39 protein-coding genes are annotated in these 26,071 nt (G+C 33.5%); 2 read left to right on the top strand and 37 right to left on the bottom strand.

The window, feature by feature from the left end:
- The first annotated feature begins 140 nt into the window (after positions 1-140).
- A complete protein-coding gene (locus HMPREF2715_RS02110; protein ID WP_070581239.1) occupies positions 141-1,142 on the top strand; it encodes an LLM class flavin-dependent oxidoreductase in 1,002 nt (333 codons plus the stop codon).
- Between the two features lie 42 nt (positions 1,143-1,184).
- On the opposite strand, the gene HMPREF2715_RS02105 is transcribed toward HMPREF2715_RS02110, so the two are convergent.
- The 9 genes from HMPREF2715_RS02105 to HMPREF2715_RS02065 form a co-directional block, all read right to left on the bottom strand.
- Complete coding sequence (locus HMPREF2715_RS02105) at positions 1,185-2,033, bottom strand: alpha/beta hydrolase (RefSeq protein ID WP_070581238.1); 849 nt, start codon at positions 2,031-2,033, stop codon at positions 1,185-1,187.
- A 245-nt stretch (positions 2,034-2,278) separates the two neighbouring features.
- The gene (gene lacG, locus HMPREF2715_RS02100) at positions 2,279-3,691 is read right to left on the bottom strand and encodes a 6-phospho-beta-galactosidase (RefSeq protein ID WP_141751064.1); all 1,413 of its coding nucleotides are present in this window, start codon (positions 3,689-3,691) and stop codon (positions 2,279-2,281) included.
- Positions 3,692-3,706: 15 nt separating this feature from the next.
- Positions 3,707-5,458, bottom strand: a complete 1,752-nt coding sequence (locus HMPREF2715_RS02095) for a lactose-specific PTS transporter subunit EIIC (protein ID WP_070839238.1) — start codon at positions 5,456-5,458, stop codon at positions 3,707-3,709.
- Between the two features lie 5 nt (positions 5,459-5,463).
- Complete coding sequence (locus tag HMPREF2715_RS02090; protein WP_002448512.1) at positions 5,464-5,778, bottom strand: PTS lactose/cellobiose transporter subunit IIA; 315 nt, start codon at positions 5,776-5,778, stop codon at positions 5,464-5,466.
- 19 nt (positions 5,779-5,797) lie between these two features.
- A complete protein-coding gene (lacD, locus tag HMPREF2715_RS02085) occupies positions 5,798-6,775 on the bottom strand; it encodes a tagatose-bisphosphate aldolase (RefSeq protein WP_070581235.1) in 978 nt (325 codons plus the stop codon).
- Positions 6,776-6,778: 3 nt separating this feature from the next.
- Complete coding sequence (locus HMPREF2715_RS02080; RefSeq protein ID WP_070442750.1) at positions 6,779-7,711, bottom strand: tagatose-6-phosphate kinase; 933 nt, start codon at positions 7,709-7,711, stop codon at positions 6,779-6,781.
- A 12-nt stretch (positions 7,712-7,723) separates the two neighbouring features.
- Positions 7,724-8,239, bottom strand: a complete 516-nt coding sequence (gene lacB / locus HMPREF2715_RS02075; RefSeq protein ID WP_002448324.1) for a galactose-6-phosphate isomerase subunit LacB — start codon at positions 8,237-8,239, stop codon at positions 7,724-7,726.
- Between the two features lie 15 nt (positions 8,240-8,254).
- The gene (gene lacA / locus HMPREF2715_RS02070) at positions 8,255-8,683 is read right to left on the bottom strand and encodes a galactose-6-phosphate isomerase subunit LacA (protein WP_002455017.1); all 429 of its coding nucleotides are present in this window, start codon (positions 8,681-8,683) and stop codon (positions 8,255-8,257) included.
- Between the two features lie 232 nt (positions 8,684-8,915).
- Positions 8,916-9,671: a DeoR/GlpR family DNA-binding transcription regulator gene (locus tag HMPREF2715_RS02065; protein WP_070581234.1), complete on the bottom strand. Its 756-nt coding sequence runs from the start codon at positions 9,669-9,671 to the stop codon at positions 8,916-8,918.
- A gap of 247 nt (positions 9,672-9,918) precedes the next feature.
- Between HMPREF2715_RS02065 and HMPREF2715_RS02060 the strand changes: the two genes are divergently transcribed.
- The gene (locus HMPREF2715_RS02060; protein WP_080497799.1) at positions 9,919-10,650 is read left to right on the top strand and encodes an NAD-dependent protein deacylase; all 732 of its coding nucleotides are present in this window, start codon (positions 9,919-9,921) and stop codon (positions 10,648-10,650) included.
- 166 nt (positions 10,651-10,816) lie between these two features.
- On the opposite strand, the gene rpsI is transcribed toward HMPREF2715_RS02060, so the two are convergent.
- The 28 genes from rpsI to rpsC all read right to left on the bottom strand — a co-directional run bounded on the left by rpsI (position 10,817) and on the right by rpsC (position 26,052).
- On the bottom strand, positions 10,817-11,209 hold the full coding sequence (rpsI, locus tag HMPREF2715_RS02055) for a 30S ribosomal protein S9 (protein ID WP_011275150.1): 393 nt from the start codon (positions 11,207-11,209) through the stop codon (positions 10,817-10,819).
- Between the two features lie 19 nt (positions 11,210-11,228).
- On the bottom strand, positions 11,229-11,666 hold the full coding sequence (rplM, locus tag HMPREF2715_RS02050; RefSeq protein WP_070442762.1) for a 50S ribosomal protein L13: 438 nt from the start codon (positions 11,664-11,666) through the stop codon (positions 11,229-11,231).
- A gap of 252 nt (positions 11,667-11,918) precedes the next feature.
- A complete protein-coding gene (truA, locus tag HMPREF2715_RS02045; protein ID WP_070442765.1) occupies positions 11,919-12,722 on the bottom strand; it encodes a tRNA pseudouridine(38-40) synthase TruA in 804 nt (267 codons plus the stop codon).
- 4 nt (positions 12,723-12,726) lie between these two features.
- On the bottom strand, positions 12,727-13,533 hold the full coding sequence (locus tag HMPREF2715_RS02040) for an energy-coupling factor transporter transmembrane component T family protein (protein WP_070442768.1): 807 nt from the start codon (positions 13,531-13,533) through the stop codon (positions 12,727-12,729).
- The gene (locus HMPREF2715_RS02035; RefSeq protein ID WP_070442771.1) at positions 13,523-14,386 is read right to left on the bottom strand and encodes an energy-coupling factor transporter ATPase; all 864 of its coding nucleotides are present in this window, start codon (positions 14,384-14,386) and stop codon (positions 13,523-13,525) included. The genes HMPREF2715_RS02040 and HMPREF2715_RS02035 overlap by 11 nt, the downstream gene beginning before the upstream one ends.
- On the bottom strand, positions 14,383-15,195 hold the full coding sequence (locus tag HMPREF2715_RS02030; protein ID WP_070442774.1) for an energy-coupling factor transporter ATPase: 813 nt from the start codon (positions 15,193-15,195) through the stop codon (positions 14,383-14,385). Before HMPREF2715_RS02030 ends, HMPREF2715_RS02035 begins: the two co-directional genes overlap by 4 nt.
- Before the next feature lie 445 nt (positions 15,196-15,640).
- Positions 15,641-16,012, bottom strand: a complete 372-nt coding sequence (rplQ, locus tag HMPREF2715_RS02025) for a 50S ribosomal protein L17 (protein ID WP_011275144.1) — start codon at positions 16,010-16,012, stop codon at positions 15,641-15,643.
- A gap of 21 nt (positions 16,013-16,033) precedes the next feature.
- On the bottom strand, positions 16,034-16,978 hold the full coding sequence (locus HMPREF2715_RS02020; RefSeq protein ID WP_011275143.1) for a DNA-directed RNA polymerase subunit alpha: 945 nt from the start codon (positions 16,976-16,978) through the stop codon (positions 16,034-16,036).
- 83 nt (positions 16,979-17,061) lie between these two features.
- On the bottom strand, positions 17,062-17,451 hold the full coding sequence (gene rpsK / locus HMPREF2715_RS02015) for a 30S ribosomal protein S11 (RefSeq protein WP_000101625.1): 390 nt from the start codon (positions 17,449-17,451) through the stop codon (positions 17,062-17,064).
- A gap of 22 nt (positions 17,452-17,473) precedes the next feature.
- Positions 17,474-17,839: a 30S ribosomal protein S13 gene (rpsM, locus tag HMPREF2715_RS02010; protein ID WP_011275142.1), complete on the bottom strand. Its 366-nt coding sequence runs from the start codon at positions 17,837-17,839 to the stop codon at positions 17,474-17,476.
- A 22-nt stretch (positions 17,840-17,861) separates the two neighbouring features.
- Positions 17,862-17,975 carry a 50S ribosomal protein L36 gene (gene rpmJ, locus HMPREF2715_RS02005; protein WP_001829709.1) on the bottom strand — a complete coding sequence of 38 codons (114 nt, stop codon included), beginning with the start codon at positions 17,973-17,975 and terminating at the stop codon, positions 17,862-17,864.
- A gap of 31 nt (positions 17,976-18,006) precedes the next feature.
- The gene (infA, locus tag HMPREF2715_RS02000; RefSeq protein ID WP_001829792.1) at positions 18,007-18,225 is read right to left on the bottom strand and encodes a translation initiation factor IF-1; all 219 of its coding nucleotides are present in this window, start codon (positions 18,223-18,225) and stop codon (positions 18,007-18,009) included.
- A 198-nt stretch (positions 18,226-18,423) separates the two neighbouring features.
- A complete protein-coding gene (locus tag HMPREF2715_RS01995) occupies positions 18,424-19,074 on the bottom strand; it encodes an adenylate kinase (protein ID WP_011275141.1) in 651 nt (216 codons plus the stop codon).
- A gap of 18 nt (positions 19,075-19,092) precedes the next feature.
- Positions 19,093-20,385, bottom strand: coding sequence for a preprotein translocase subunit SecY (gene secY, locus HMPREF2715_RS01990; protein WP_070442780.1), 1,293 nt, complete (start codon positions 20,383-20,385; stop codon positions 19,093-19,095).
- Entirely contained in the window at positions 20,385-20,825 is a 441-nt protein-coding gene (gene rplO, locus HMPREF2715_RS01985; RefSeq protein WP_070442783.1) for a 50S ribosomal protein L15, read from the bottom strand. The genes secY and rplO overlap by 1 nt, the downstream gene beginning before the upstream one ends.
- 19 nt (positions 20,826-20,844) lie before the next feature.
- Positions 20,845-21,024, bottom strand: a complete 180-nt coding sequence (rpmD, locus tag HMPREF2715_RS01980; protein ID WP_011275138.1) for a 50S ribosomal protein L30 — start codon at positions 21,022-21,024, stop codon at positions 20,845-20,847.
- 16 nt (positions 21,025-21,040) lie between these two features.
- Positions 21,041-21,541 carry a 30S ribosomal protein S5 gene (rpsE, locus tag HMPREF2715_RS01975; protein ID WP_011275137.1) on the bottom strand — a complete coding sequence of 167 codons (501 nt, stop codon included), beginning with the start codon at positions 21,539-21,541 and terminating at the stop codon, positions 21,041-21,043.
- A gap of 20 nt (positions 21,542-21,561) precedes the next feature.
- Positions 21,562-21,924, bottom strand: a complete 363-nt coding sequence (gene rplR, locus HMPREF2715_RS01970) for a 50S ribosomal protein L18 (RefSeq protein ID WP_070839235.1) — start codon at positions 21,922-21,924, stop codon at positions 21,562-21,564.
- A 31-nt stretch (positions 21,925-21,955) separates the two neighbouring features.
- Positions 21,956-22,492, bottom strand: a complete 537-nt coding sequence (gene rplF, locus HMPREF2715_RS01965) for a 50S ribosomal protein L6 (RefSeq protein ID WP_011275135.1) — start codon at positions 22,490-22,492, stop codon at positions 21,956-21,958.
- A gap of 24 nt (positions 22,493-22,516) precedes the next feature.
- Positions 22,517-22,915, bottom strand: a complete 399-nt coding sequence (gene rpsH, locus HMPREF2715_RS01960; protein WP_011275134.1) for a 30S ribosomal protein S8 — start codon at positions 22,913-22,915, stop codon at positions 22,517-22,519.
- A 31-nt stretch (positions 22,916-22,946) separates the two neighbouring features.
- Positions 22,947-23,132: a type Z 30S ribosomal protein S14 gene (locus HMPREF2715_RS01955; protein ID WP_001140799.1), complete on the bottom strand. Its 186-nt coding sequence runs from the start codon at positions 23,130-23,132 to the stop codon at positions 22,947-22,949.
- A 22-nt stretch (positions 23,133-23,154) separates the two neighbouring features.
- Positions 23,155-23,694, bottom strand: coding sequence for a 50S ribosomal protein L5 (gene rplE / locus HMPREF2715_RS01950; protein ID WP_037549744.1), 540 nt, complete (start codon positions 23,692-23,694; stop codon positions 23,155-23,157).
- A gap of 25 nt (positions 23,695-23,719) precedes the next feature.
- Positions 23,720-24,037, bottom strand: coding sequence for a 50S ribosomal protein L24 (gene rplX, locus HMPREF2715_RS01945; protein WP_033079619.1), 318 nt, complete (start codon positions 24,035-24,037; stop codon positions 23,720-23,722).
- A 35-nt stretch (positions 24,038-24,072) separates the two neighbouring features.
- Positions 24,073-24,441 carry a 50S ribosomal protein L14 gene (gene rplN / locus HMPREF2715_RS01940; RefSeq protein ID WP_002466492.1) on the bottom strand — a complete coding sequence of 123 codons (369 nt, stop codon included), beginning with the start codon at positions 24,439-24,441 and terminating at the stop codon, positions 24,073-24,075.
- Between the two features lie 31 nt (positions 24,442-24,472).
- Positions 24,473-24,736 carry a 30S ribosomal protein S17 gene (gene rpsQ, locus HMPREF2715_RS01935; RefSeq protein ID WP_011275131.1) on the bottom strand — a complete coding sequence of 88 codons (264 nt, stop codon included), beginning with the start codon at positions 24,734-24,736 and terminating at the stop codon, positions 24,473-24,475.
- A gap of 26 nt (positions 24,737-24,762) precedes the next feature.
- Positions 24,763-24,972: a 50S ribosomal protein L29 gene (gene rpmC / locus HMPREF2715_RS01930; protein ID WP_011275130.1), complete on the bottom strand. Its 210-nt coding sequence runs from the start codon at positions 24,970-24,972 to the stop codon at positions 24,763-24,765.
- Entirely contained in the window at positions 24,962-25,396 is a 435-nt protein-coding gene (rplP, locus tag HMPREF2715_RS01925) for a 50S ribosomal protein L16 (RefSeq protein ID WP_002432945.1), read from the bottom strand. The genes rpmC and rplP overlap by 11 nt, the downstream gene beginning before the upstream one ends.
- Before the next feature lie 2 nt (positions 25,397-25,398).
- Positions 25,399-26,052: a 30S ribosomal protein S3 gene (gene rpsC / locus HMPREF2715_RS01920; RefSeq protein WP_011275129.1), complete on the bottom strand. Its 654-nt coding sequence runs from the start codon at positions 26,050-26,052 to the stop codon at positions 25,399-25,401.
- Between the last annotated feature and the right edge of the window lie 19 nt (positions 26,053-26,071).

The following is a 26,071-nucleotide window of genomic DNA, read 5'->3' as shown; positions in this document are numbered from 1 at the left end:
CATCCGCCACCTTTTTCAAATCTAATATTAAACTAAGTATAATATTTCAAACAAATATATAGCAATATAGAAGCCTTCAATTTAAAATACAACTAAATCTAATTTTTCCTATAAAAATCATTGAAAGGAGCATATAAAAATTGAAATTAAGTATTTTAGATTATGTTCCAATTTTTGAAGGTAGAAACGCCAATGATGCATTTAATCATAGCATTACGTTAGCCCGAACTGCTGAACAATTAGGTTATACAAGATATTGGGTTGCAGAACATCATAATGTATTCTCTGTTGCGTCAAGTGCACCTGAAATCGTAATGATGATGCTATTAGAACAAACACAAACGATTAAAATAGGAAGCGGAGGCGTCATGTTACCGCACTACAGTGCCTACAAAGTGGCAGAACAATTTAGAATAATGGAAGCTCGCCATCCTAATAGAGTAGATATGGGTTTAGGTCGTTCTCCGAGTTTCAAGCAAGTAAATGAAGCACTTAATGAGTATAAATCAACAAAACCAAATTTAGACAATCAAATAGAGGACTTACTACACTACTTTAGCAACAAATATGAAGCCCCACATCGATTCATGTCTATCAAAGCAACACCTGAAATTAATACTTCTCCACAAATGTTTATTCTAGGTATGAGTGAAAGAAGTGCGGAATTAGCTGCTCAAAAAGGGCTACCATTCGTCATTGCATTTATGGGACAAACTCAAACCAAGATTAATAGCCTAATAGAATATTATCGAAAACGATACAAACAATTGAATGACATTTCAAAATCTAATGAGCCGTATGTAATTATGTCGACATTTGTAGTTACTGCAAACACGCTTAATAAAGTTGATGATTTATTAGATGCATTACATTTATGGCTTTTACGCATTAATTATCTCAACCAACCTAAATCATATCCTTCTATTAATACTGCTCAACAACGTAATTATAGCACTAGTGAACGTAATAAAATTGAGCAAAATAAAAGTCGTGTCATAAGTGGATTGCCTAAAGATATTCATCTAAAATTAACTTCTTTATTAAATACGTATCAAGTGGATGAAATCATAATAATGCCTCATGTATATGGGGAACAAGCAAGATTGGAATTGATTCAATTAGTCGCCAATAATTCACTTTAAACTTTGATTATTTTAGTGTTCAAGTTATGTTATTACTTACTACTACCATAAAAAATTTATGATTTCATCTGACACTTCTTTATTATGATGTAGCGCACTATGTTGCGCTTTCTCCCCTTTATATTCAGATTCTTTATATGTTTTAGGACTATTGCCCAACAAGTATTTTAAGGAGCGAGACGAACTATTAGATACCCTTCCATCAGAGTGTGTTCCGTCTTTCAAATCACCATAAATATTTAGTACTTCTATGTTTTTATTTTTATAGACATCTTTTAGATTTAATAATTTTTCATAATCAGCATTCATTTTACTAGGCTTACCATCTTTATCGACAGTAATTTCATTTACTTTTTCATTTAAATATAAAACACCGTTATATGTACCAGCTATATTTACTTCTTTTTGAAGTTGAGGTAATTGTTTATCATTTCCATAATATTTCATAAAATACGCAAAAGATAAGTTTCCCATTGAATGCGCTACAAAATTATAATTATCTATATTGTATTTTGATTTCATTTTTGTAAGTACATTTTTTATGTTTTGAGCATTTTGCATAATGTCACCATTTTTATTATCTTCAAATAATATTTTTATAATTGGATTCCTAGACTTCTTTGAAATTTTGCCACTAAACTGTACTTTTCCGTTTGATAAAACATATGCTGTAACTACATCCTTGATGACACCTTTTTTTACAGCTTGATTGACCATATATTTTTCAGAATTATTGGTTCCACCATATCCATGCATAAATAAAGTTGCAACTTTCTTTTTATCATTACTTTGATAATGAGATGAATTGTTACTCTTTGATTGACATCCTACTAATGTAAAAATCATTAGGCTAATAATCAAACTAAATATTATCTTTTTAAAAATTCTCATAATAATACTCCAATTTGTTTTCTTTAAGTATAAATGATGTAATTACAAAAATGAAAATTAAGTTAAATTGTACGTTTAAGCATATGTGGTAATAATTTGAATATATATTTTTGAATTATTTTTTCATGTGATCAAGCCAAGAAAAAATAAATAGGACTGAGAAAAGCTAAATTTTAGCATTTCCCAATCCTACCTTACAATTGTATTTATCATTGCTGTTTGTTACAAAGTTATATTAAATGCAATTATTTTATTTCCTTACTTTCCGCTAGTTCTTTGTACCAATATGCGCTCTTTTTAGCATAACGTTCTTGCGTTTCAAAATCGACATAAAATAGACCGTATCGTTTTTCATAACCATTTGACCAAGAAAATACATCCATGAGTGACCAAATGAAGTACCCTTTCACATTCGCACCATCACGAATAGCATCAGAAATGACTTCTAAATGTTTTTTCACATAATCTATACGTGCATCATCATCTACAGTTTTACGTTCCTCATCAAATTGGTCTTTATAACCAAGTCCGTTCTCAGTAATATAAATTTTATGGTAATTAGGATAATCTTTAACTACTCGCATAATTTGATCATATAAGCCTTTAGGATAAATCATCCAGTCCCAATCAGTACGTGGTACATCAACATCAAATTCACGTTGACCTACACCTTTAAGTTGATATTTAGAACCACCTTTATCACCAGTAGCATTATGTGTAATTTCAGATTCGCCATCGTAACCTCTCATCCAATCACTCATGTAGTAATTGATACCAAGGAAGTCATTTAAATCTTTAGCCGCTTCTAATATTTTATAATCCTCTTCTGGTATGTCTAATTTACCACCATTTACTGATAAAATGTGTTGAACGCCCTCCATAGTTTCACGAGAATATTTACCTAGATAAGTTGCATCTAAAATGAATTTGTTATGAATAATATCTTCTAATTCAGCCGCTCTAACATCTTCTGGATTAGTTGGATCATAAGGATATTTAGTTGGTAAAGCATGCACGACACCTATTTCACCACTATAGCCATTATCTTTAAACAATTTAACTGCTTTCGCATGTGCGACCATCATGTTGTGATGTGATTGAAACACTTTAGCAAAGTCGTATTTAATTCCAGGAGGGAATTTACCTACTAAATATTGGCCATCACCGATAGGGCCAATCTCATTAAATGTAGTCCAATAATTTACTTCTTCAAATTCTTCGAAACAGAATTTTGCATACTCAACAAAGTACTCAATTGTCTTACGATTTAAGAAATCACCATCACTATGTAGTGTCTCTGGTGTATCAAAGTGATGTAACGTTACAAATGGTTCTACATGTCTTCTATGACATTCTTTAAATAAATTATGATAGTATTCAACACCTTTAGGATTAACCTCACCATATCCTTTAGGGAATATTCGTGACCATGCAATCGAAATACGAATGCCATTCACACCAAATTTTTCACTTAATTCTAAATCAATAGGATATTTATTATAAAAATCACTTGCTGGTTCAGCTGTATACCAATAGTTTTCTTCAAGATAAGTGTCCCATGCTACACGACCTTTTCCATCTGTTTGAGTCGCACCTTCTGCTTGATAAGCTGCTGTTGCACCACCGAATATAAAATCTTCTGGTAATTTTTTCATTATACTTTCATCTCCTAATTATATTTCAAATTGTTGTTGAACGAAGTCTAATGCTGCTTTGCCATCTCGAGTTAAATTAATGTATTCAACACCTTGTGTTTTAGCTAATTTAATACCTAGTCGATCTGTATCTTGTTTTATATCTTCATAGTTAGAAGCAACTTGAGGCGCTAAAATAATTAATTGATAGTCTTTCATAATATCCATATGTGCACCATAACCACCAGCTGCCGCTTTTACAGGTACCTGATATTCTTCTGCAGCCTTGTTTAACGCATTTGCAAGTAATCCACTTGTACCGCCACCGGCACATAAGACTAAAACGTTAGTTTGTTCGTTAATTGAATTTGATGAATTTTTAGCCGATACTTCCTCATCTGAAGGTGCTGATTCAGTTGTTGTCGTTTCATTTGCACCAGCAGTTGCTAAAATTGCATCTGCTTTTTTCGTATCAAAGTTTGCTGATACTTTTTCTTTTAATTCATTATTTACTTCTTTATTACCTCGTTCTTCTTCAAGAATTTGTTCATCATATACTTTTAAAAATGGATAATAAATCATAACATCAACTACAATTAATACAATTGCTAACACAAATGACCAAAATGCAAATCCTGTGCCCATCACAATACCAAGAGGACCTGGTGTCGTCCATGGTAAGAAGATGCTAAAACTATTCATTTTAAGTACATCAACAAAGAATTTAAAGATCCATACGTTTGCTATTGGTGCAAAAATAAATGGTATGAAAAATACTGGGTTTAATACGAGTGGTGCACCAAATAAAATTGGTTCATTTACTCCAAAGAATGTTGGTACAACTGATGCTCTACCAATTGCTTTATTTCTTTTTGATTTAGTTAACCACATAAACATAAATGGCACGACTAATGTAGCACCGGTACCCCCCATAGTTGCAACGAACATTTGTGTACCAGGGGTAATAATTTTATCTGCATGTTCTCCTGCTTGAATCAAATTTAAGTTTGTTTCAAGATTTGCATAAGTAATTGCAGCGATTGCTGGTTCAACAATAGATGGACCATGTATACCTACAAACCAGAAGAATGCGAAAGCACCGAAGATAAGTGTGACAACAATCCAGCCATCTGCCGCAGTAAATAATGGTTCAAAGATTTTTAATACGGCGTTCGCTACATTTGTATGAATAAATTTCCTTGATAATAAATCTAATGCATAAATAATGATAATAACCGCTGACAACGGGAAGATATCTTTAAATACCTGAGAAATATTTGGTGGCACTTCTTTAGGCATTTTTATTGTAATATTTCTTTTAATAAAGAAATTATAAACAATTACGGTAATAAAGGCTGAAATAAAGGCTGTTAATAATCCTTTAGTGCCCATAAATGCACTTAAAAATCCACCCTCTTTAATAGGATCTGCTGCTAAGAATAAAAATCCACTCATCGCAGCCATCATTGTAGAAATAAAGTTAATTTGATTGGTTTTATCTAATTTCCTGTTGTAGGAATCGGTTAAAGACTTAGCTGTTGTTCCAGCTACAATCAAACCAACAATTCCCATGGTATAGTTATATGGTTTCATCAATATACCTTCCATCGTTTTACTCCAAGTGAAGCCAAACACGTTAGGTACATATGTGATTAAAATAAATATACTTGAGAACAAGATAATTGGAATTGCTGCAATAAATCCATCACGAATCGCTCTTAAATAAATATTACGAGATATTTTTTCAAAGAACGGCTTTCCTTTTTCTATCCATGCTATTAACTTATTCATAGGGGTCAGCTCCCTTTTTTGTATAATTCAATTAAATGCTTCATTAAATCTTTTAATAATAACGTTGTCATTAAATGGTCTTGACCGTGAATCATTGTAATACTAAATGCAATGTCATCACCTTGCGCTTCTTGAGCTAATAAGTTTGTTTGAGCTTTATGTGCATTTGCAATACATTCATTTGCTTCCTCCGTAAGTTGTTCAGCTTTATCAAAATCACCTTCATTAGCAGCGTTTAATGCCTCTAATAATTTCGAACGTGCATCTCCTGCATATGCGACAATTTCAAAACCAAGTAATTGTACTTCTTCTCTGTTCATATGAATAACCTCCCCTAAGTTATTTTGCTTTCCAAGATGTTGCAGTTGTTTTTAGTACTTTATTTAAATCATCAATGTTTTTATATCCAGTTGTACGTAACCATTCTCTTGCAGCTTGTTCTCCTTGTTCAATATAAACTTTAACTGCACCAGACCATGTCGCACGCCCACATAACACACCATTGAAATGTGCACCTGCATCATGTGCAAATGTTAATGTTTCTTGGAATAATTCAGCTGATACACCAGCACTTAAATAAATATAAGGTAAATGTGTCGCTGCTTCTTGATCACGGAAATGTTGTGCTGCTTCTTCTTTTGTGTATATAACTTCACCCTCTGTAAATCCTTCAACAAAATTCATATTTACGGGTACTTCAACTTTAAGCACATCAACATTGAATCGATCTTCAGAGAATAACTTCATTGCTTCATTTACTTTACGAGGTTTTACTTTTGCAAATTCAGCACTTTTATTATCTGGAATATTATCATCATAAGTTAACACTTCTAAGAAAAATGGAATGTCTTCAGCAACACATTCTGAACCAATTCGTTCAATATAAGCTTTCTTTTGAATGTTAATCTCTTCTGAATCATCTACATCATAATAAAGTAAGAATTTAACTGCATTGGCACCCTGTTCTTTTAAACGTTTAGCAGACCATTCTACTAAGCAATCTGGTAAACGACCTTTTGCATTCACGTCATATCCAGTTTTTTCATATGCAAGTAATAAACCACACTCTTTATTACGTGCATCAGAAGCAGGTAAGCCATATTCAGGATCTAAAAGAATAGAAGATGCATATTGTGTTAACTCTTCTGATACAAGTACTTTTAATTGTTCAATTTGTTCAACTGTAGGAGGTTCTGTTTGATGTTCAGCCATCATTCTTTTTAATGCTCCACGTTGATCAAATGCTAAAGCTGAAATAATCCCATCTTGATTACTTAATTGTTCGATTGATGCTAGTTTTTGTTGTGATTTTGTCATGAATTACACCTCTATAACTTCAATTTGTTTGAATAGTTCTTTAAATTTATCTACATTAATATGACCTGTTTGATGCTCCATTGCATTTAACATTCCAAATGCATTAGCTTTTTTCAGTAAATCTTCATCGGATTGTTGATGAACAAGACCTGATGCAATACCTGCCACTGTAGAATCACCAGACCCTACAGGATTAACGACTTCTATTTTTGGAATATTTACTTTATAAAATGTTTGATGATGTTTAGCGAAAGCGCCATCGCCACCTAAAGAAACAATAATCCATTCAATACCTTTGAATATGGGTTGAGTAACCGCTTCTTTTAAACTATCGATATCTGTAGTGACAGTAGTGTGTAATAATTGAGATAATTCATCAATATTAGGTTTTATCACTGAAGGCTTATTCTCGCTTAACAATACATCCATTAATGATTGACCAGAACTATCTAAAATCGTAGGTAGACCTTGTTTATTTGCTAATTTCACAATATCAGCGTAGTAATTTGTATTAAGACCTTTAGGTAAACTTCCAGACATCGCTATAACATTAGCTCTTTTAAATAGTTCTAAAAGATGTGTTTTATAGCTCTCTGCTTCTTCCTTGCCAATAGTTGGTCCTTGTTCAAGTATTTCAGTTTGTTGTCCTTCATGTAGAATAGCGATACAATTTCGTGTTTCTCCTTTTATTTTGAAGAAAGACTGTTCAATTTGAGCATCCGTTAATTGTTCTTCAATAAATTGACCTAATGCGCCACCTAAAAAGCCACTTGCTAACACATTTTCGCCAAATTCTGATAATACACGTGTTACATTTAATCCTTTTCCTCCAGCAGTTTTACTCGTCTTTTTAACTCTATTCACAGTATCTAGATGAAACTGTTCTAATGGGTAAGAGATATCAACTGAAGGATTTAAAGTTAATGTTAGAATCATTTCACATCTTCCTTAATCGTGATATTCACCTTTGTCCCATTTTTCTAAGAATTCATCAAAGAAATGAGGATTAGCTTGATTATCGTTATGTGCTTCTAAATGATTAATTTTAGCAATTAATTTTTTATTTTCTTCAGTAGGTTTGTATTCCGCTTTAATAAATGCATCAACGATATCGAAAATAAATAATTCGCCTGCTACTTTACCGCCGAAACTAACAACATTAGCATTTAATTCTTCTTTTGAATAAAGTGCTGATGTCATATCACGTACTAATGCTGTTCTTACACCTGGGACTTTGTTTGCTGCATTACTAATACCAACGCCTGTACCACAAATACATACGCCTAAATCTGCTTCTCCACTAGCTACTTTTTCTCCTACTTTTTTACCGAAGATAGGATAATGTGTACGTGTAAAATCATACGTACCTACATCAATAACTTCATGTCCTTGAGCTTTTAAATGTTGTGAAACTTCCATTTTTGTATCAGTTACAATGTGATCGCAACCTATAGCAATTTTCATTATTTATTCCTCCAATTAGCACATTTTATTTAACATATCTACACGGATTTGGTGACGTCCGCCATCATAGTGTCCATTTACAAATTCTTTAGCAATATTTTTTGCTAATGTATCGCCTACAATTTCAGAGCCCATTGTAATCATGCGTGCATTGTTGTGACTACGTGTCATATATGCTGAACGTTCATCTGATACTTCAGCAGCAATCATTCCTTTTACTTTTGTAGCGACAATAAAACTACCTGCACCATAAGCATCCACTGCAATTCCTAAATTATCATCGTTCTTTTGTACTTCGTGTACAACTGCTAATGTTGAATCAACAAAGTCTAATTCTTTTCCTTCTGTTACATCTACTACATCATGGTTATTTTCTTTTAAAAATGTTTTTATAACATCTTTAAGACGTTGACCAGCGACATCTGAACCAATAAAAATTGTCATAATGATTCTCCTTTGAAAATAAGATAATTAAACACATGTGTTTGAAAAAGCGCTTTCAAATATTTACACCTAAATTATAAACATAAATAAACAAATAATCAACAATAAATGTTCGAATGTTGTTTAAAATTTTGTTTTTTTAAACAAAACATTTCATTTTTATGTTTAATTACGTTCAATTATCTAAAAAAATACCAAGATTGTTTAAATAAACAATCTTGGTATCATTAAATTAATGTATCACTTCTGTATAAGCTTTTAATTTTTGTACATTATCTTCATAATTTTTATCTACAACAACTGCTGTTAAATCTTCTAAATGACATAATTGGGTAAAATCTTCTTTTCCAATTTTTGAAGTATCAATTAATAAGTATTTTTCAAGTGAACGATGAAGTGCAAGTTGTTGTGTATACGCTTCGTCAATTGTAGAAGTGAGCACATCTGCATCTTTTATTCCATTACAACTAAAAAACATTTTACTAAATCGTTTTGTTTTAAGAAGCGTATTCGTCATTTCACCTACAAATGATTCAGTAAGTTCTCTCATTTCTCCACCTAATAAGTAAACTTTAAAATTTAGCGAACGCTTTTCAAATAATATTTGAAATACTGGAAAACAATTCGTAATCACTGTTAATGACTCTCGATCTATTAATTGAGCCAGTAACTCGATTGTTGTTCCAGGTCCCAAAAAAATCGTATCGTTTTCTTCAATTAAGTTAACAGCTTTCCTTGCGACAGCACGTTTTTCTTCAATATTCTCTGTGTGCTTTTCTTGATGAGACTTTTCTTTAATTTGAAAAGCTGAATTACTACGTGCACCGCCATGTATTTTAGTTAGTAATCCTTTTTCTTCTAGTTCAGCTAAATCACGACGTACTGTCATATCAGATACGTTAAGTTCCTCAACGATTTCATTCGTCCTAACCGTTCCTTTTTGATTTACGAGTTTAGTAATTTCTTCTAAACGATCGTATTTATTCATTCAAATTCTCACATCCAACTCTATTTTATTAAAAAGTTCTTTTTATAAGAACAATTGATTTTTTATAAAGATTTTAAACGCAATTTCATTCTATACTATTATATGTTTTAACACTATTATTTATTGTTTTTCAACATTCATTGCTTCTTGAAAACTAGAAAATAAATAGCAAAATATGTTGTAATAATAGTATAAGATTTATTTTTAAAAAAACTATACAGTATTGATGATAAATGAGGTGCTCCGATTGGGTAATAAAATCGAAAAATTAAAAGAAATTGTTGATAAATCAAACAAAATTGTATTCTTTACTGGTGCAGGTGTATCGGTTGCAAGTGGTATACCTGATTTCCGTTCAATGGGTGGATTATTTGATGAAATTTCAAAAGAAGGTTATTCACCTGAATATTTATTAAGTGTTGATCATTTAAATGATAATAAAGAAAGCTTTATCGACTTTTATCATAAACGACTACTAGTAGCAGATAAAAAACCTAACATCGTCCATGAGTGGATTGCAGAGTTAGAAAAAGAAGGCAAATCTTTAGGTGTGATTACCCAAAATATCGATGGGTTACATGAAGATGCCGGAAGTGAACAGATTGATGAAATTCATGGTACACTGAATCGCTTTTATTGCATCAATTGTGGAAAAGAATATACGAAATCATATGTTATGGGACACAAATTAAGATATTGTGAGAACTGTGGTGATGTGATTCGCCCTGATATCGTATTATACGGTGAAATGCTCGATCAACCTACTGTCTTTAGAGCATTAGATAAAATCCAAAAAGCAGATACTGTCATTGTGTTAGGTTCATCCTTAGTCGTACAACCTGCTGCAGGCTTTATTTCTAACTTTACAGGAGATAATCTTGTAATTATTAATAGAGACGCTACACCGTATGATAGACAAGCAAGTTTAGTTATTCATAATGACATGACAGAAGTTGTTGAAGAAGTATTTAAAAAATAAATATAAAGTTCAAAAGCTAGAGGTTTTATGAATCTCTAGCTTTTATTGCATACAAAAAGCACTTCTCGAAATTGAGAAGTGCTTTAAACATTTCAGTTGAACACAAATTGCTAACGCAATTTGCATACAGAACTTGTAAGCAAACAAGTTTGCAACAATTCCAGCATTAACGTTTTGAGAATTGTGGAGAACGACGTGCTTTTTTAAGACCTGGTTTTTTACGTTCTTTCATACGTGGGTCACGAGTTAATAGACCTGCGCGTTTTAAAGAACCTCTGTATTCAGGATCTGCTTCTAATAATGCACGTGCGATTCCGTGACGGATAGCTTGTGCTTGTCCAGTGAAACCACCACCGTGTACGTTAACTAATACATCATAGTTACCTTTAGTTTCTGTAACATCAAATGGTTGGTTTAAGTCTAAGATTAATGATTCGAATGGTAAGTACTCACGTACGTCACGTTCGTTAACTGTGATATTACCTTCACCTGGTACTAAACGTACACGTGCTACTGAGTTTTTACGACGGCCTGTGCCTCTATATTCAACTTGTGCCAATGTAATTTCCTCCTTCTAATTAACCACGTAACTCGTAGTTTTCTGGTTGTTGTGCAGCGTGTGGATGTTCAGCGCCACCATATACAAATAATTTTTTACCTTGTTTTTCACCTAAACGTGAACTTGGTAACATACCTTTGATTGAAGTTTCAAGTAAACGTTCTGGATTATTACGTTTTAACTCACCAGCTGTAACTGATTTGATACCGCCTGGGTGGTTTGAGTGACGATAATAAATTTTATCTGATTCTTTTTTACCAGTTAATTCGATTTTAGAAGCGTTAATGATGATTACATAATCACCAGTGTCAACGTGTGGTGTATAAGTTACTTTATTTTTACCGCGTAAGATAGATGCTACTTCAGATGATAAACGACCTAATGTTTGGCCTTCAGCATCAATAACATACCATTTGCGCTCAATGTTTGATTCATTTGCCATAAATGTTTGACGCATAATAATTGTCCTCCTAAAAATAAATGCTTCGTTTTAGATTACAGGTACGTATCGCAGTCGAACCTACGAACGAGGCCTGCAATCTATTCATTCTGTTACGATTTTCAAAGCGTAAATGTTCATTTATTTTATTCCTGTATAATTTGCTTATATATCTTGTAACACAATAAGTTTCCGGGGCTTATCATGGGGTGGATATAAAACAATACCGTTAACTATGTTATATTTTATAGCTCCGTTTGTCAATGCAATTTAGTCATTTTGTAATGATTTTTTACGATGAATTTTAATATTGTCTCCAAAGTCTGTTGTTAATTCTTTTTCTGTTAAATATATCTTCTCTAAATAGAGACCTTCTGCAGGTGCTGTAAATGGTACACTATCTCTATTTTTTTCATTTAATAGCGTTGACACTTCACTTGGATGACGCTTACCTTTTCCTACTTCAATTAGAAACGCTACTAACACGCGAACCATATTATATAAAAAGCCTGACCCTGTCACAACATAGTCAAACCCTTCATCTGTTTGGATGATCTCACTTTGATATAACGTACGTACTTTGCTTTTGACTTCAGTCTTTTGAGAGCAGAATCCTGTAAAATCATGTGTTCCAATGAAGTGTTTTGCAGCTTCGTTCATTTTTGAATAATTTAAATCTTCCTTAATAAATGTCTTTAAGCCACTTTCAAAAGGATTACGATGTGTTGCTTGATATACTTTATAACGATATCGCTTGCCTAGACAGTCATAACGACAATGAAAATGATCATCGACTTGTTGAACTTCTTTGACGTATATATCTTCAGGTAGAGCACTATTCATCGCATACTTCCATTGCTGTGGTTCAATATTTAAGTCTGTATCAAAATGAAAAAATTGTTCATATGCATGTACACCTCTGTCCGTACGACTAGAAGGATGAATGCGAACATGTCGCCGATGCATACGCTTCAATATCTTTTCAAATTGTTGTTGCACAGTTCTCCCTTGCTGTTGAATTTGAAACCCTAGAAATTGACTTCCTTGATAAGAAATATTAACGAGTATACGCACTGTATTACACTCCAATATATTTTAATACTAATAATACTATGGCTATTGGGATGATACTTATTAAGCACATCGTGTCTCCAATATGCCATTGTAGCTTTCTATAACTTGTTCGTTTTACATTAGCATCATAACCACGTACTTCCATAGCGATTGCTAATTCCTCCGCTCTTTGAAAAGCTGAGATAAATAATGGAATCATTAAAGGAATAAATGCTTTTATACGTGTCATTAAGCCACCCGAACTTAACTCAGAACCTCGTGATTTTTGAGCTAGTATGATTTTATCTAATTCATCCATTAAAGTTGGAATGAATCTTAAAGCGATTGACATAATCATGCTTAATTGATGCACAGGCAATTTAAACCATTTTAATGGCGTTAGCAATTTTTCAAAAGCATCTGTTAAATCGATTGGACTCGTTGATAGCGTCATTATTGTTGCAACCATAACAATTGTGATGAGACGTAATGAAATAAAGATACCTTCTAAAATACCAGCACTATCAATTTTAATAATTCCAAAATCAACTAATCTTGTACCACCATGTGTGAAGAAGATATGCATGAAGAATGTGAATATAGTAAAAATAAATATTGGTGTTAACCCTTTTATTAAAAACCATAATTTAATCTTCGCTAAAAACATAAACATTAGAATTAATAAAATAATCCACCCAAACGTTGCAAAAGAATGAGCAAAAAATATTAAAATAATAAACATAAATACAAATAAAACTTTAGCTCGTGGATCTAGATGATGAATTACAGAGTTATTTGGTAAATATCTACCTATAATTAATTTATTCTTCATGATGTTGCCACTCCTGGTACATACTTACAAATTCTTTCTCAGTAAGTGCGGTTGTCTTAAATTTAATACCATGTTTAATTTCAATATCACGTTGTAACTGAACAATATCTGGTAAGGCTATATGCCACTCTTCAAGTTTACTACCTTGTCTAAACAACTCTTTTGGTGTGACTTGCTCGATAATATTTCCATCATTCATCACGATAATTTCTTCAGCATATTTCGCAACTTCATTCATATCATGAGATACAAGTATGATTGTTTTATTTTGTTTTAGCTGTATTTCTTTAAATAGCTCCATTACTTGTTGACGGCTCTTTGGGTCTAATCCAGCAGTAGGTTCATCTAAAACAATGACATCCGGGTTCATAGCTAAGATTGAAACAATTGCAATTTTACGCATTTGGCCACCAGACATCTGGAATGGTGACAAAGACATAACATTTCTTGGAAAACCTAACTCTAACAATAAATCAAAAGCTCTTTCTTTCACTTCTTCAACATTCATTCCAAAATTCTTAGGTCCAAACTCAATTTCTCTTTCAATATTATCTTCAAATAATTGTGATTCAGGAAATTGAAAAACTAGTCCAATTTTTTGTCTGATTGGTCTAATAAATTTATCTTTAGTTTTAGAATGAATCATAAGTTCATCATGCTCAATATTGCCATTAGTAGGTTTTAATAACCCATTGAAATGCTGAATTAAAGTTGATTTTCCACTTCCAGTTTGTCCAACAATTGCATAGTATTTCCCCTGCTCAATAGTTAAATTAATGTGGTCTAATGCTTTATACTCATATGGTGTACCCTGTTGATAGGTGTATGTAACATCATTAAACTTAATTTTCATAGCTTTTCGACCAACCCTTCGTAAGTAATAAAGTGGTCATCAAATCCTAAAAGTTGATTAATTTTCATTGAGAAAGGTAAATCTAGTCCAATTTCTTGTAACATTTTTATATCTTTAAATATTGTTTGTGGATTTCCTTCTTTATAAACTGTTCCTTGATTCATTACTATGACATGATCACCTTCAAGCGCCTCAGTTAAGTCATGCGTAATCGAAATAATTGTTACATCTTTAGTTGCTTTAACTTCTTGTATTAAACTTATCAATGATTTCTTGGCTTGAGGATCTAACATAGATGTCGCTTCATCTAATATAATGACTGAAGGACTTAATGCTAACACACCTGCAATAGCTACTCGTTGCTTCTGTCCTCCTGATAATGAATGTGGTTCACTATCAGCATAATCGGTCATTCCAACGTCACTAATAGATTGTGCTACTATTTCTTTCATTTTTTCAGTTGGAACAGCGTAGTTCTCTAAACCAAACGCAACATCGTATTTAACAATCGAACCTACAAATTGATTTTCTGGATTTTGGAAGACAATTCCAACGTGTTCTCGTATATCTTTGAAATTATTATTGGAGATTGGTGATTGATTGAAAAAAATCGTACCATTGGTCGCAATTTCAATACCAACTATTAATTTAGCTATTGTTGATTTTCCTGACCCATTATGTCCAACAATTGAAGTCCATTGATTTTTAGGAATCTTAAAGGATACATTATTTAATGTGAAGGCTGCATCGCCTTGATATTGAAAGTCAACTTGCTTAAGTTCAATAATATTAGTGTTATTCGCCTTCACTAGAATCCCTCCTAAAACTTTGTACTAGTATAGTTTACATGAATATGAATTGCATGTATATTATTGTTTTATTTCATTTTTTCAAAATAAAAAAGGACCGGACAGAATTCATTTTGAATCCATTGTCCCGCCCCCTATTAAAGATGACTAAAACTGAAAAACTAAATAAAAACTTTCATTTCGGTCAACTAATGCGATTTTTCAATATAAACTATGACCATTTGAGTTCTTAGTATTATATATAATAATTTATTGGTTGAATAGAAGCTAATTGCTTCTTTGAAAATAAAAAAGCGCGCACCCCATCATATTTTAGTTGAGTTCACGCTTTGAAATATATTTAATTGATGGGGCACTCTGAGCTAGACAATATTTGTATGTGGCAAACATTATCGTTGCACTCATTTGCTTTACATATAAGTAGTTAGTGTATTTATATCTTGAATTAATCTACTAATTCGATGATAACTGATTCAGCACCGTCTCCGCGACGAGGACCTACTTTAAGAATACGAGTGTAACCACCTTGACGTTCTGTATAACGTTCAGCAATTTCACCGAATAATTTTTGAAGTGCAGTTTGTGTAGTTTCATCTTCATTTAAAATTTCAACATTACGTAATGTTTTTGCAGCATTACGACGAGAAGCTAAATCTCCTTTTTTACCTAAAGTGATTAATTTCTCAACAACACTACGAACTTCTTTTGCACGAGCTTCTGTAGTTTCAATGCGCTCACTAACGATAAGTGAAGTAGCTAAGTCACGTAACATAGCTTTACGTTGATCAGAAGTACGACCTAATTTTCTGTAACCCATGAGTTGACCTCCTTTAACTTATTAATCTTCTTTTCTTAATCCTAATCCTAAATCTTCTAATTTATATTTAACTTCTTCTAGAGATTTACGACCTAAATTACGAACTTTCATCATATCAGCTTCAGATTTATCAGCTAACTCTTGAACTGAATTGATTCCTGCACGTTTTAAACAGTTGTATGAACGTACTGATAAGTCTAATTCTTCAATAGACATTTCAAGTACTTTTTCTTTTTGATCTTCTTCTTTTTCAATCATGATTTCAGCATTTTGAGCTTCATCTGTAAGACCTACAAAAATATTTAAATGTTCAGTCAAAATCTTAGCAGCTAATGATACTGACTCTTGTGGAGTGATTGAACCATTAGTCCAAACATCTAAAGTTAATTTATCAAAATCACTACTTTGACCGACACGTGTGTTTTCAACTGTATAGTTAACACGTTCAACTGGTGAGTATAGTGAATCAACAGGAATTACACCGATTGGTAAATCACTAGTATTATTTTGTTCTGCTAATGCGTAACCTCTACCCTTATTAGCAACTAGACGAATTTTTAAATGTCCACCTTTAGACACTGTTGCGATTTTAAGTTCTGGATTTAGAACTTCTACATCACTATCGTGAGTAATGTCACTTGCAGTAACTTCGCCTTCATCTCGAACATCGATTTCTAATGTTTTATCTTCTTCAGAATAAATTTTAAGTGCTAATTTTTTGATGTTCATAATAATTGTAGAAACATCTTCAACAACATTATCTATAGCTGAGAATTCGTGTAAAACACCTTCGATTTCAATGTACTTAACGGCTGCACCTGGTAATGAAGATAGTAGGATACGACGTAAGGAGTTTCCTAGTGTAGTACCGTAGCCACGTTCTAGTGGTTCAACAACGAACTTACCGAATTTAGCATCTTCACTAATTTCAATTGTCTCAATTCTAGGTTTTTCAATTTCTATCATTTACAAAAATCCTCCTTAATTACGTCGACTTAATTTTAAACTGTTTCGCTCAGTGACCTGTAACAATAACAATCTATTATAAATTAGACGCGACGACGTTTTGGTGGACGACAACCGTTATGAGGTACTGGAGTAACGTCTCTGATTGCAGTTACTTCTAAACCAGCTGATTGTAATGCACGGATAGCTGATTCACGACCTGGTCCAGGTCCTTTTACTGTTACTTCAACAGTTTTTAAACCATGTTCCATTGCAGATTTTGAAGCAGTTTCAGAAGCCATTTGAGCTGCGAATGGTGTTGATTTTTTAGATCCTTTGAAACCTAATGCACCAGCTGATGACCAAGATAAAGCATTACCAAATTCATCAGTGATAGTTACGATTGTATTGTTGAATGTTGAACGGATGTGAGCCACACCATTTTCAATATTCTTTTTAACTCTACGTTTACGAGATACTTGTTTACGTGCCATTTATATTTGCCTCCTTTACCTATTATTTTTTCTTGTTAGCTACAGTTTTTACTGGGCCTTTACGAGTACGTGCGTTGTTTTTAGTTTTTTGACCGCGAACTGGTAAACCACGACGGTGACGGATACCACGGTATGAAGAAATTTCCATTAAACGTTTAATGTTTAAGTTTTGTTCACGACGTAAGTCACCTTCAACTTTATAACTGTCAACAACTTCACGAATACGACCTAATTCATCATCTGTTAAATCTTTTACACGTGTGTCTGCTGATACGTTAGCTTCTTCAACGATTTTTTTAGCTGTTGAAGTACCAATACCATATACATATGTTAATGAGATAACAATGCGTTTTTCACGTGGGATATCTACTCCTGCAATACGTGCCATATATATTTACACCTCTCTTTTATTAACCTTGTCTTTGTTTGTGCTTAGGATTGTCACAAATTACCATTACTTTACCTTTACGTTTAATGACTTTACATTTTTCGCAAATTGGTTTAACTGATGGTCTTACTTTCATTTTTATACCTCCCTATATTATGGAGTGACGATTATTTATAACGATAAGTAATTCTACCGCGTGATAAATCATACGGAGACATTTCTACAGTTACTTTGTCGCCAGGTAGAATACGAATATAATTCATTCTAATTTTACCACTTACGTGAGCTAAAATCTCATGACCATTTTCTAATTCTACTTTAAACATAGCATTTGGTAAAGTATCTAATACTGTACCTTCTAATTCAATTACATCTTGTTTCGCCATTGATTAACTTCCTCCCTTTTTACAATAGTAAGGTAATCGTCAATAGACAACTTCAACGATACGAATCTAATATAGTGACTAGTTAAAATAAGTTTAACAAAATGCGGGAATTATTATCGTCATTCGACACTCAGAAAATTAATTCTTGCCAGAGAAACCTAATCAAATTCACATAAATCTAGACCGTATTAAGTTGATCTATTTTAATTGATCTAAGATATCAATGACATCTTTGGTTACATCGTCAATATCTTTCGCACCATCAATGTTTTTTAGCACACCTTTTTCATTATAGTACTCTAAAATAGGTTTTGACTGTTTAACATTAACGTTTAAACGATTAGATACTGTTTCAGGATTATCATCTTCGCGTTGATAAAGCTTTCCACCATCGATATCACAAATACCATCAACCTTTGGAGGATTAAATACAAGATGATAAGTCGTACCACATTTTTCACAGATACGACGACCTGTAAGACGATTCATTAATTCTTCCTCAGGAACTTCGATGTTAATGACAGCATCGATGTTTCTACCAAGCTCAGACATAATATCATTTAACGCCTCAGCTTGATCGATTGTTCTTGGGAAGCCATCTAATAAAAATCCTTTTTTTGCATCGTCTTCAGATATTCTTTCTTTAACGATACCTACAGTAACTTCATCAGGGACTAATTCTCCACGATCCATGTAAGATTTAGCTTCTTTTCCTAAATCTGTTTCATCTTTAATCGCTTTTCTGAACATGTCACCAGTAGATATATGTGGTATTGGGAATTTCTTAACAATTTCACTCGCTTGAGTTCCTTTACCTGCGCCAGGTAAACCCATTAAAATGATATTCATAAATTGCCCTCCTACAAATTATCTACCACCAAAGCCTTTATATTCTTTTTGACTCACTTGAGCTTCAAGTGATTTCATAGTTTCAATTGCGACACCAATTACGATTAATAAACTTGTACCACCAATTTGTATAGATTGAGGTAAACTCATGAATTTAGTCGCTAATATTGGTAATATCGCAATGACTGCTAAGAAAATAGAGCCGACAAAAGTTAAGCGATAAAGTACTTTAGTAATATATTTTTTAGTTTGTTCACCAGGTCTAATACCTGGAACGTAACTACCTTGTTTCTTCAAGTTATCAGCCATTTTTTCAGGATTAACTTGAACAAAGGCATAGAAATACGTAAATGCGATAATTAATACTACATAAACAATCATACCATAAGTGTTTGAAGGGTTTGCATATTCAGATATAGTTTGCGCCCAATCAGCTTTCGGGAAGAACAATGTTAATGTTCTTGGCAATAAGAAAAATGCCATCGCAAAAATTACTGGAATTACCCCTGCAGAGTTAACTTTTAAAGGTAGATAAGTTGCTTGTGATCCTAATCTTTGTGCAGACTGTTTTTTAGCATATTGGATAGGAATTTTACGTTTCGCTTCTAGTACATAAATAGCCCCAATTGTGAGTAAAACTAAACCTACTATTAAACCAATAACCTTTAACCATGCTAATGTAGTATCATCATTACCAACGAATGCTTGTTGCACGAATTGAATAATTGATGAAGGCAAAGTTGATAAAATACCTGCAAAGATAATGATAGAAATACCATTACCAACTCCGAATTGAGTAATTTGATCACCAAGCCAAATTAGAAATGCAGTTCCTGCTGTTAAAACAATGGCAATCAATAAATAACTCATAATAGATTGGTGAATAATTAATTTACCACCTAAATAGTTATTAAATTGGAATGCCATACCAATTGACTGTATAAAAGCCAAAATGATAGCGAAATAACGTGTTACATTGCTAAGCTTTCTTTTACCTACTTCACCTTGTTTCGCCCATTCAGAGAATTTCGGAACAATATCCATTTGTAGTAATTGCATTACGATAGATGCGGTGATGTAGGGCATGATGCCCATAGCAAATATTGAAAAGTTCTTTAAGGCTCCGCCACCAAACGTATTAAGAAGAGCGGCGACTCCTTGATCAGAACCTTGTTGTTCAAAAGGCTCAGGGTTAACTCCTGGAGCCGGAATGTAAGTTCCTATTTTGAATATAACTAACATTGCTAAGGTAAAGAAAATCTTGTTTCGAACTTCTTTAGTTTTAAAGAAGCTCACAAGCGTTTGAAACATTAGATCACCTCGTGTGCTCCACCTTTTGCATCAATTGCTTCTACTGCTGAAGCTGAGAATTTATGAGCTTTCACTGTCAATTTTTTATCAAGTGAGCCATTACCTAGTACTTTGATACCAGATTTTTCATTCTTAACTACACCAGTTTCAACTAATAAAGCTGGAGTTACTTCAGTACCATCTTCAAATTTATTAAGTTGGTCTAAGTTAACAATAGCATATTCTTTACGATTAATGTTAGTGAAACCACGTTTTGGTAAACGACGGAATAAAGGTAATTGTCCACCTTCAAATCCAGGTCTTACGCTACCACCTGAACGTGCTTTTTGACCTTTTTGTCCGCGACCACTAGTTTTACCGTTACCAGAACCAGCACCACGGCCAACGCGGTTACGTACACGACGTGAACCTTCAGCTGCTTTTAACTCATGTAATTTCATTATATAGGCACCTCCTTAATTATTTTTCTTCTACTGTCAATAAGTGTCTAACTTTGTTGATTTGCCCACGGATAGCAGGGTTATCTTCAACTACTACTGAACTATTAGTCTTTTTTAGACCTAAAGCTTCAACAGTTTTACGTTGTGTTTCAGGACGACCAATAACACTACGAGTGAGGGTAATTTGTAATTTAGCCATTATTTATTTTCCCTCCTTAATTATATAATTCTTCTACTGATTTGCCGCGTAATTTAGCAACATCTTCAGCATTTTTAAGGTTTTGTAAACCATTGATTGTAGCACGAACCATATTGATTGGTGTGTTAGATCCTAATGATTTACTTAAGATATCAGTGATACCTGCTAATTCTAATACGGCACGAACTGGACCACCAGCGATAACTCCTGTACCAGGTGCAGCAGGTTTCATGAATACGCTACCTGAACCATAACGGCCAGTGATAGTGTGAGGAGTAGTTCCTTCAACACGCGGAACAACTACTAAATCTTTTTTAGCTGCTTCAACAGCTTTTTTGATAGCTTCAGGTACCTCTTGAGCTTTACCAGTACCGAAACCTACACGACCATTTTTGTCTCCAACTACTACTAATGCAGTGAAACGGAAACGACGACCACCTTTAACAACTTTAGCAACACGGTTGATTGTTACAACGCGTTCTTCAAATTCTTTCGTTTCTTCTTCTCTACGAGCCATGTATTTGTCCCTCCTTTAAATTAAAATTCTAATCCGCTTTCTCTAGCAGCTTCTGCTAAAGCTTTTACTCGACCATGGTATAAGTAACCGCCACGATCAAATACGATTTCTTTAATACCTTTGTCTGATGCTTTTTTAGCAATTGTTTCGCCTACTTTAGTAGATAAATCTACTTTAGAAGTTGAATCGCTTGCGATATCTTTATCTTTTGATGAAGCTTGAACTAAAGTTTCGCCTTTAACATCATCGATAATTTGTGCATAAATGTGTTTGTTTGAACGATATACATTTAAACGTGGTTTTTCAGCTGTACCTGATAATTTAGTACGCACACGAGCATGTCTTTTCAAACGCACTTTGTTTTTATCAATTTTACTGATCATTGTATTACTCCTTTCTTAAGAGAGTTATCTATTATTTACCTGTTTTACCTTCTTTACGGCGAACATATTCACCTTGGTAACGGATACCTTTTCCTTTGTAAGGTTCTGGAGGTCTTACTGAACGGATGTTAGAAGCAATTGCTCCAACTTGTTCTTTAGATACACCAGATACTCTAACAGTTGTGTTTTTCTCTACTGCGAAAGTAATGCCATCTTCAGCTTTAATTTCAACAGGATGAGAGTAACCAACGTTTAATACTAAGTCACTACCTTGCATTTGAGCACGGTAACCTACACCAACAAGCTCAAGTGTTTTTTCGAAACCTTGAGAAACACCTTGTACCATATTATTTAATAAAGCACGAGTTGTACCATGAACTGTTCTATCTTCTTTAGACTCAGTAGGTCTTACAACTTCGATAGTGTTTTCTTCTTGTTTGAAAGTCATTCTTTCGTTAAATGTTCTAGTTAATTCACCTTTAGGACCTTTTACAGTAGCAGTATGACCATCAAAAGTTACTGTAACGTCGCTAGGGATGTCAATAATTTTCTTACCAACACGACTCATGTTATGGCACCTCCTTATTTATTATTACCAAACGTATGCGATAATTTCTCCGCCAACGTTACGTTTTCTAGCTTCTTTGTCAGTGATAACACCTTCAGAAGTTGAAACTAATGCAATACCTAAACCATTTAATACTTTAGGTACTTCGTTTGCTTTAGCATATACACGTAAACCAGGTTTAGAGATACGTTTTAATCCTGTGATAACACGTTCATTGTTTTGACCATATTTTAAGAATAAACGAATAACACCTTGTTTATCATCTTCAACGTATTCTACGTTTTTAATGAAACCTTCACTTTTTAAGATTTCAGCAATTTGTTTTTTAATGTTAGACGCAGGTAATTCTAATTTCTCGTGACGCACCATGTTTGCGTTTCTTACACGAGTAAGCATATCTGCGATTGGATCTGTCATTGTCATTGATTGTTGCCTCCTTTCAGACTCTTATATATTACCAGCTAGCTTTACGTACGCCAGGGATTTGCCCTTTGTAAGCTAATTCACGGAAACAAATACGGCATAATTTGAATTTACGATATACAGAATGTGGACGACCACAACGTTCACAACGAGTATATTCACGTACTGCATATTTTTGTTTTTTCTGTTGCTTAGCAACCATAGAAGTTTTAGCCACTTAATTAGCCTCCTTTTAGAGATTATTTACGAAATGGCATACCGAAGTTTGTTAACAATTCACGAGCTTCCTCGTCAGTGTTAGCAGTTGTTACGATAACAATATCCATTCCTCTTACTTTACTTACTTTATCATAGTCGATTTCTGGGAAAATTAATTGTTCTTTAATTCCTAAAGTGTAGTTACCACGACCATCGAATGCTGTTTTAGAAACACCTTGGAAGTCACGTACACGAGGTAATGAAACTGCGATTAATTTATCTAAGAATTCATACATTCTTTCTCCGCGAAGTGTAACTTTCGCACCGATTGGCATACCTTCACGTAAACGGAATGTTGCAACTGATTTTTTTGCTTTTGTTACTAATGGTTTTTGACCAGTGATTAATTCTAATTCTTCTACAGCGGTATCTAACACTTTAGAGTTTTGAACTGCATCACCTACACCCATATTTACAACGATTTTTTCGATTTTTGGTACTTCCATTACAGAACTATAGTTGAATTTTTTCACTAAATTTTCAGTAACTTCAGTATTGTATCTTTCTTTTAAACGGTTCAAAGTTGATCCTCCTTTCAACTAGTTATTAATTATTAGTTTTGATTTCTTCGCCAGATTTTTTAGCGATACGAACTTTTTTACCATCAACAAATTTGTAACCAACACGAGTAGGTTCGTTTGTTTTAGGATCTAATAATTGTACGTTAGAAACATGGATTGCTGCCTCTGTTTCTAAGATTCCACCTTCAGGATTTAATTGAGTTGGTTTTTGGTGTTTTTTAATAACATTAACACCTTCCACAACGACACGGTCTTTTTTAGGTTCAGTAGCGATTACTTTACCTTCTTTACCTTTGTCTTTACCTGCGATAACTTTTACGTTGTCACCTTTTTTGATATGCATGTGGGCACCTCCTTAAATGATTTGGTTTTTATAAATTAAAGTACTTCTGGTGCTAATGAAACGATTTTCATGAAGTTACCTTCACGTAATTCACGAGCAACAGGACCAAAGATACGAGTACCACGTGGGCCTTTGTCATCACGAATAATGACACATGCATTTTCATCAAACTTGATATAAGAACCATCATTACGACGAACGCCTGATTTAGTTCTAACGACAACAGCTTTGACTACGTCACCTTTTTTAACAACGCCACCTGGTGTTGCGTTTTTAACAGTACATACGATAACATCGCCGATGTTCGCTGTTTTGCGACCAGATCCACCTAATACTTTAATTGTAAGAACTTCACGAGCACCAGAGTTGTCTGCTACTTTTAAACGAGTTTCTTGTTGGATCATTAGTTAAACCTCCCTTATCTCTAATCTTGTATTAAATAATTACTGACTCTTCAACAATTTCTACTAAACGAAAACGTTTTGATGCTGATAAAGGACGAGTTTCTTGAATTTTAACAATGTCTCCTAATTTAGCTGAATTGTTTTCATCATGAGTTTTGTATTTTTTAGAGTATTTTACACGTTTACCGTATAATTTGTGTGTTTTGTAAGTTTCAACTAATACAGTGATAGTTTTGTCCATTTTGTCTGAAACAACTTTACCTACATAAACTTTACGATCGTTTCTTTCACTCACTTTTGTAACCTCCTCTTTCGAATTTATTATTGATTAGCTTTGCTTTCTTCGATTTCTCTTTCACGAGCAACAGTTTTTAGACGTGCAATTGTTTTTCTAACTGTACGAATACGTGCAGTTTCCTCTAATTGACCTGTAGCTAACTGAAAGCGTAGGTTAAAAAGCTCTTCTTTTGAAGATTTGATTTGTTCTTCGATTTCTGAAGTGGTTAAGTCTCTAATTTCCTTAGCTTTCATTTGTTTCACCACCCAATTCTTCACGTTTTACAAACTTAGTTTTCACTGGAAGTTTGTGACTTGCTAAACGTAATGCTTCACGAGCAACTTCTTCTGATACGCCTGCAACCTCGAATAAAATTCTACCTGGTTTTACAACAGCGATCCAGCCTTCAACGGCACCTTTACCAGCACCCATACGTACTTCTAAAGGTTTTTTAGTGTATGGTGTATGAGGGAAGATTTTAATCCAAACTTTCCCGCCACGTTTCATGTAACGTGTCATAGCAATACGAGCAGATTCGATTTGACGAGATGTGATCCAAGATGTTGTAGTAGCTTGTAATCCATACTCACCAAATGTTACATAATTACCGCCTTTTGAACGACCAGTTGTTTTAGGACGATGTTGACGACGATATTTAACACGTTTTGGTAGTAACATTATTATTTTCCTCCTTCACTAGTATTCTTAGTAGGAAGAACTTCACCACGATAAATCCATACTTTAACACCTAATTTACCGTAAGTAGTGTCTGCTTCAGCATGTGCATAATCGATGTCAGCACGTAAAGTATGAAGTGGAACAGTTCCTTCTGAATATTGTTCAGCACGAGCAATGTCAGCTCCGCCTAAACGACCTGATACTTGAGTTTTGATACCTTTAGCACCAAGTTTCATAGCTCTTGAAATAGCTTGTTTTTGTACACGACGGAATGAAGCACGGTTTTCTAATTGACGTGCAATATTCTCAGCAACTAAACGAGCATCGATATCAATTTTTTTGATTTCGATAACGTTGATGTGTACTTTTTTATCAGTTAAGTTGTTTAATTTATTACGAAGTTTTTCAATTTCTGATCCGCCTTTACCAATTACCATACCTGGTTTACCAGTGTGAATAGCAATGTTAATACGGTTAGCAGCACGTTCGATTTCAACGTGAGAAACTGATGCTTCTTTTAATTCGTTATCAATGAATTTACGGATTCTTAAATCTTCGTGTAAAAGTGAAGCGAAATCTTTTTCAGCATACCATTTAGCTTCCCAGTCACGGATGATTCCGACACGAAGTCCGATAGGATTAATTTTTTGACCCACAGTGTTCCCTCCTTAAATA

The organism is Staphylococcus sp. HMSC062A01 (assembly GCF_001836805.1).
GTDB lineage: Bacteria > Bacillota > Bacilli > Staphylococcales > Staphylococcaceae > Staphylococcus > Staphylococcus haemolyticus.
The sequence above is the reverse complement of the archived record's forward strand: the minus strand, read 5'-3'. Positions and strand labels throughout refer to the sequence as shown.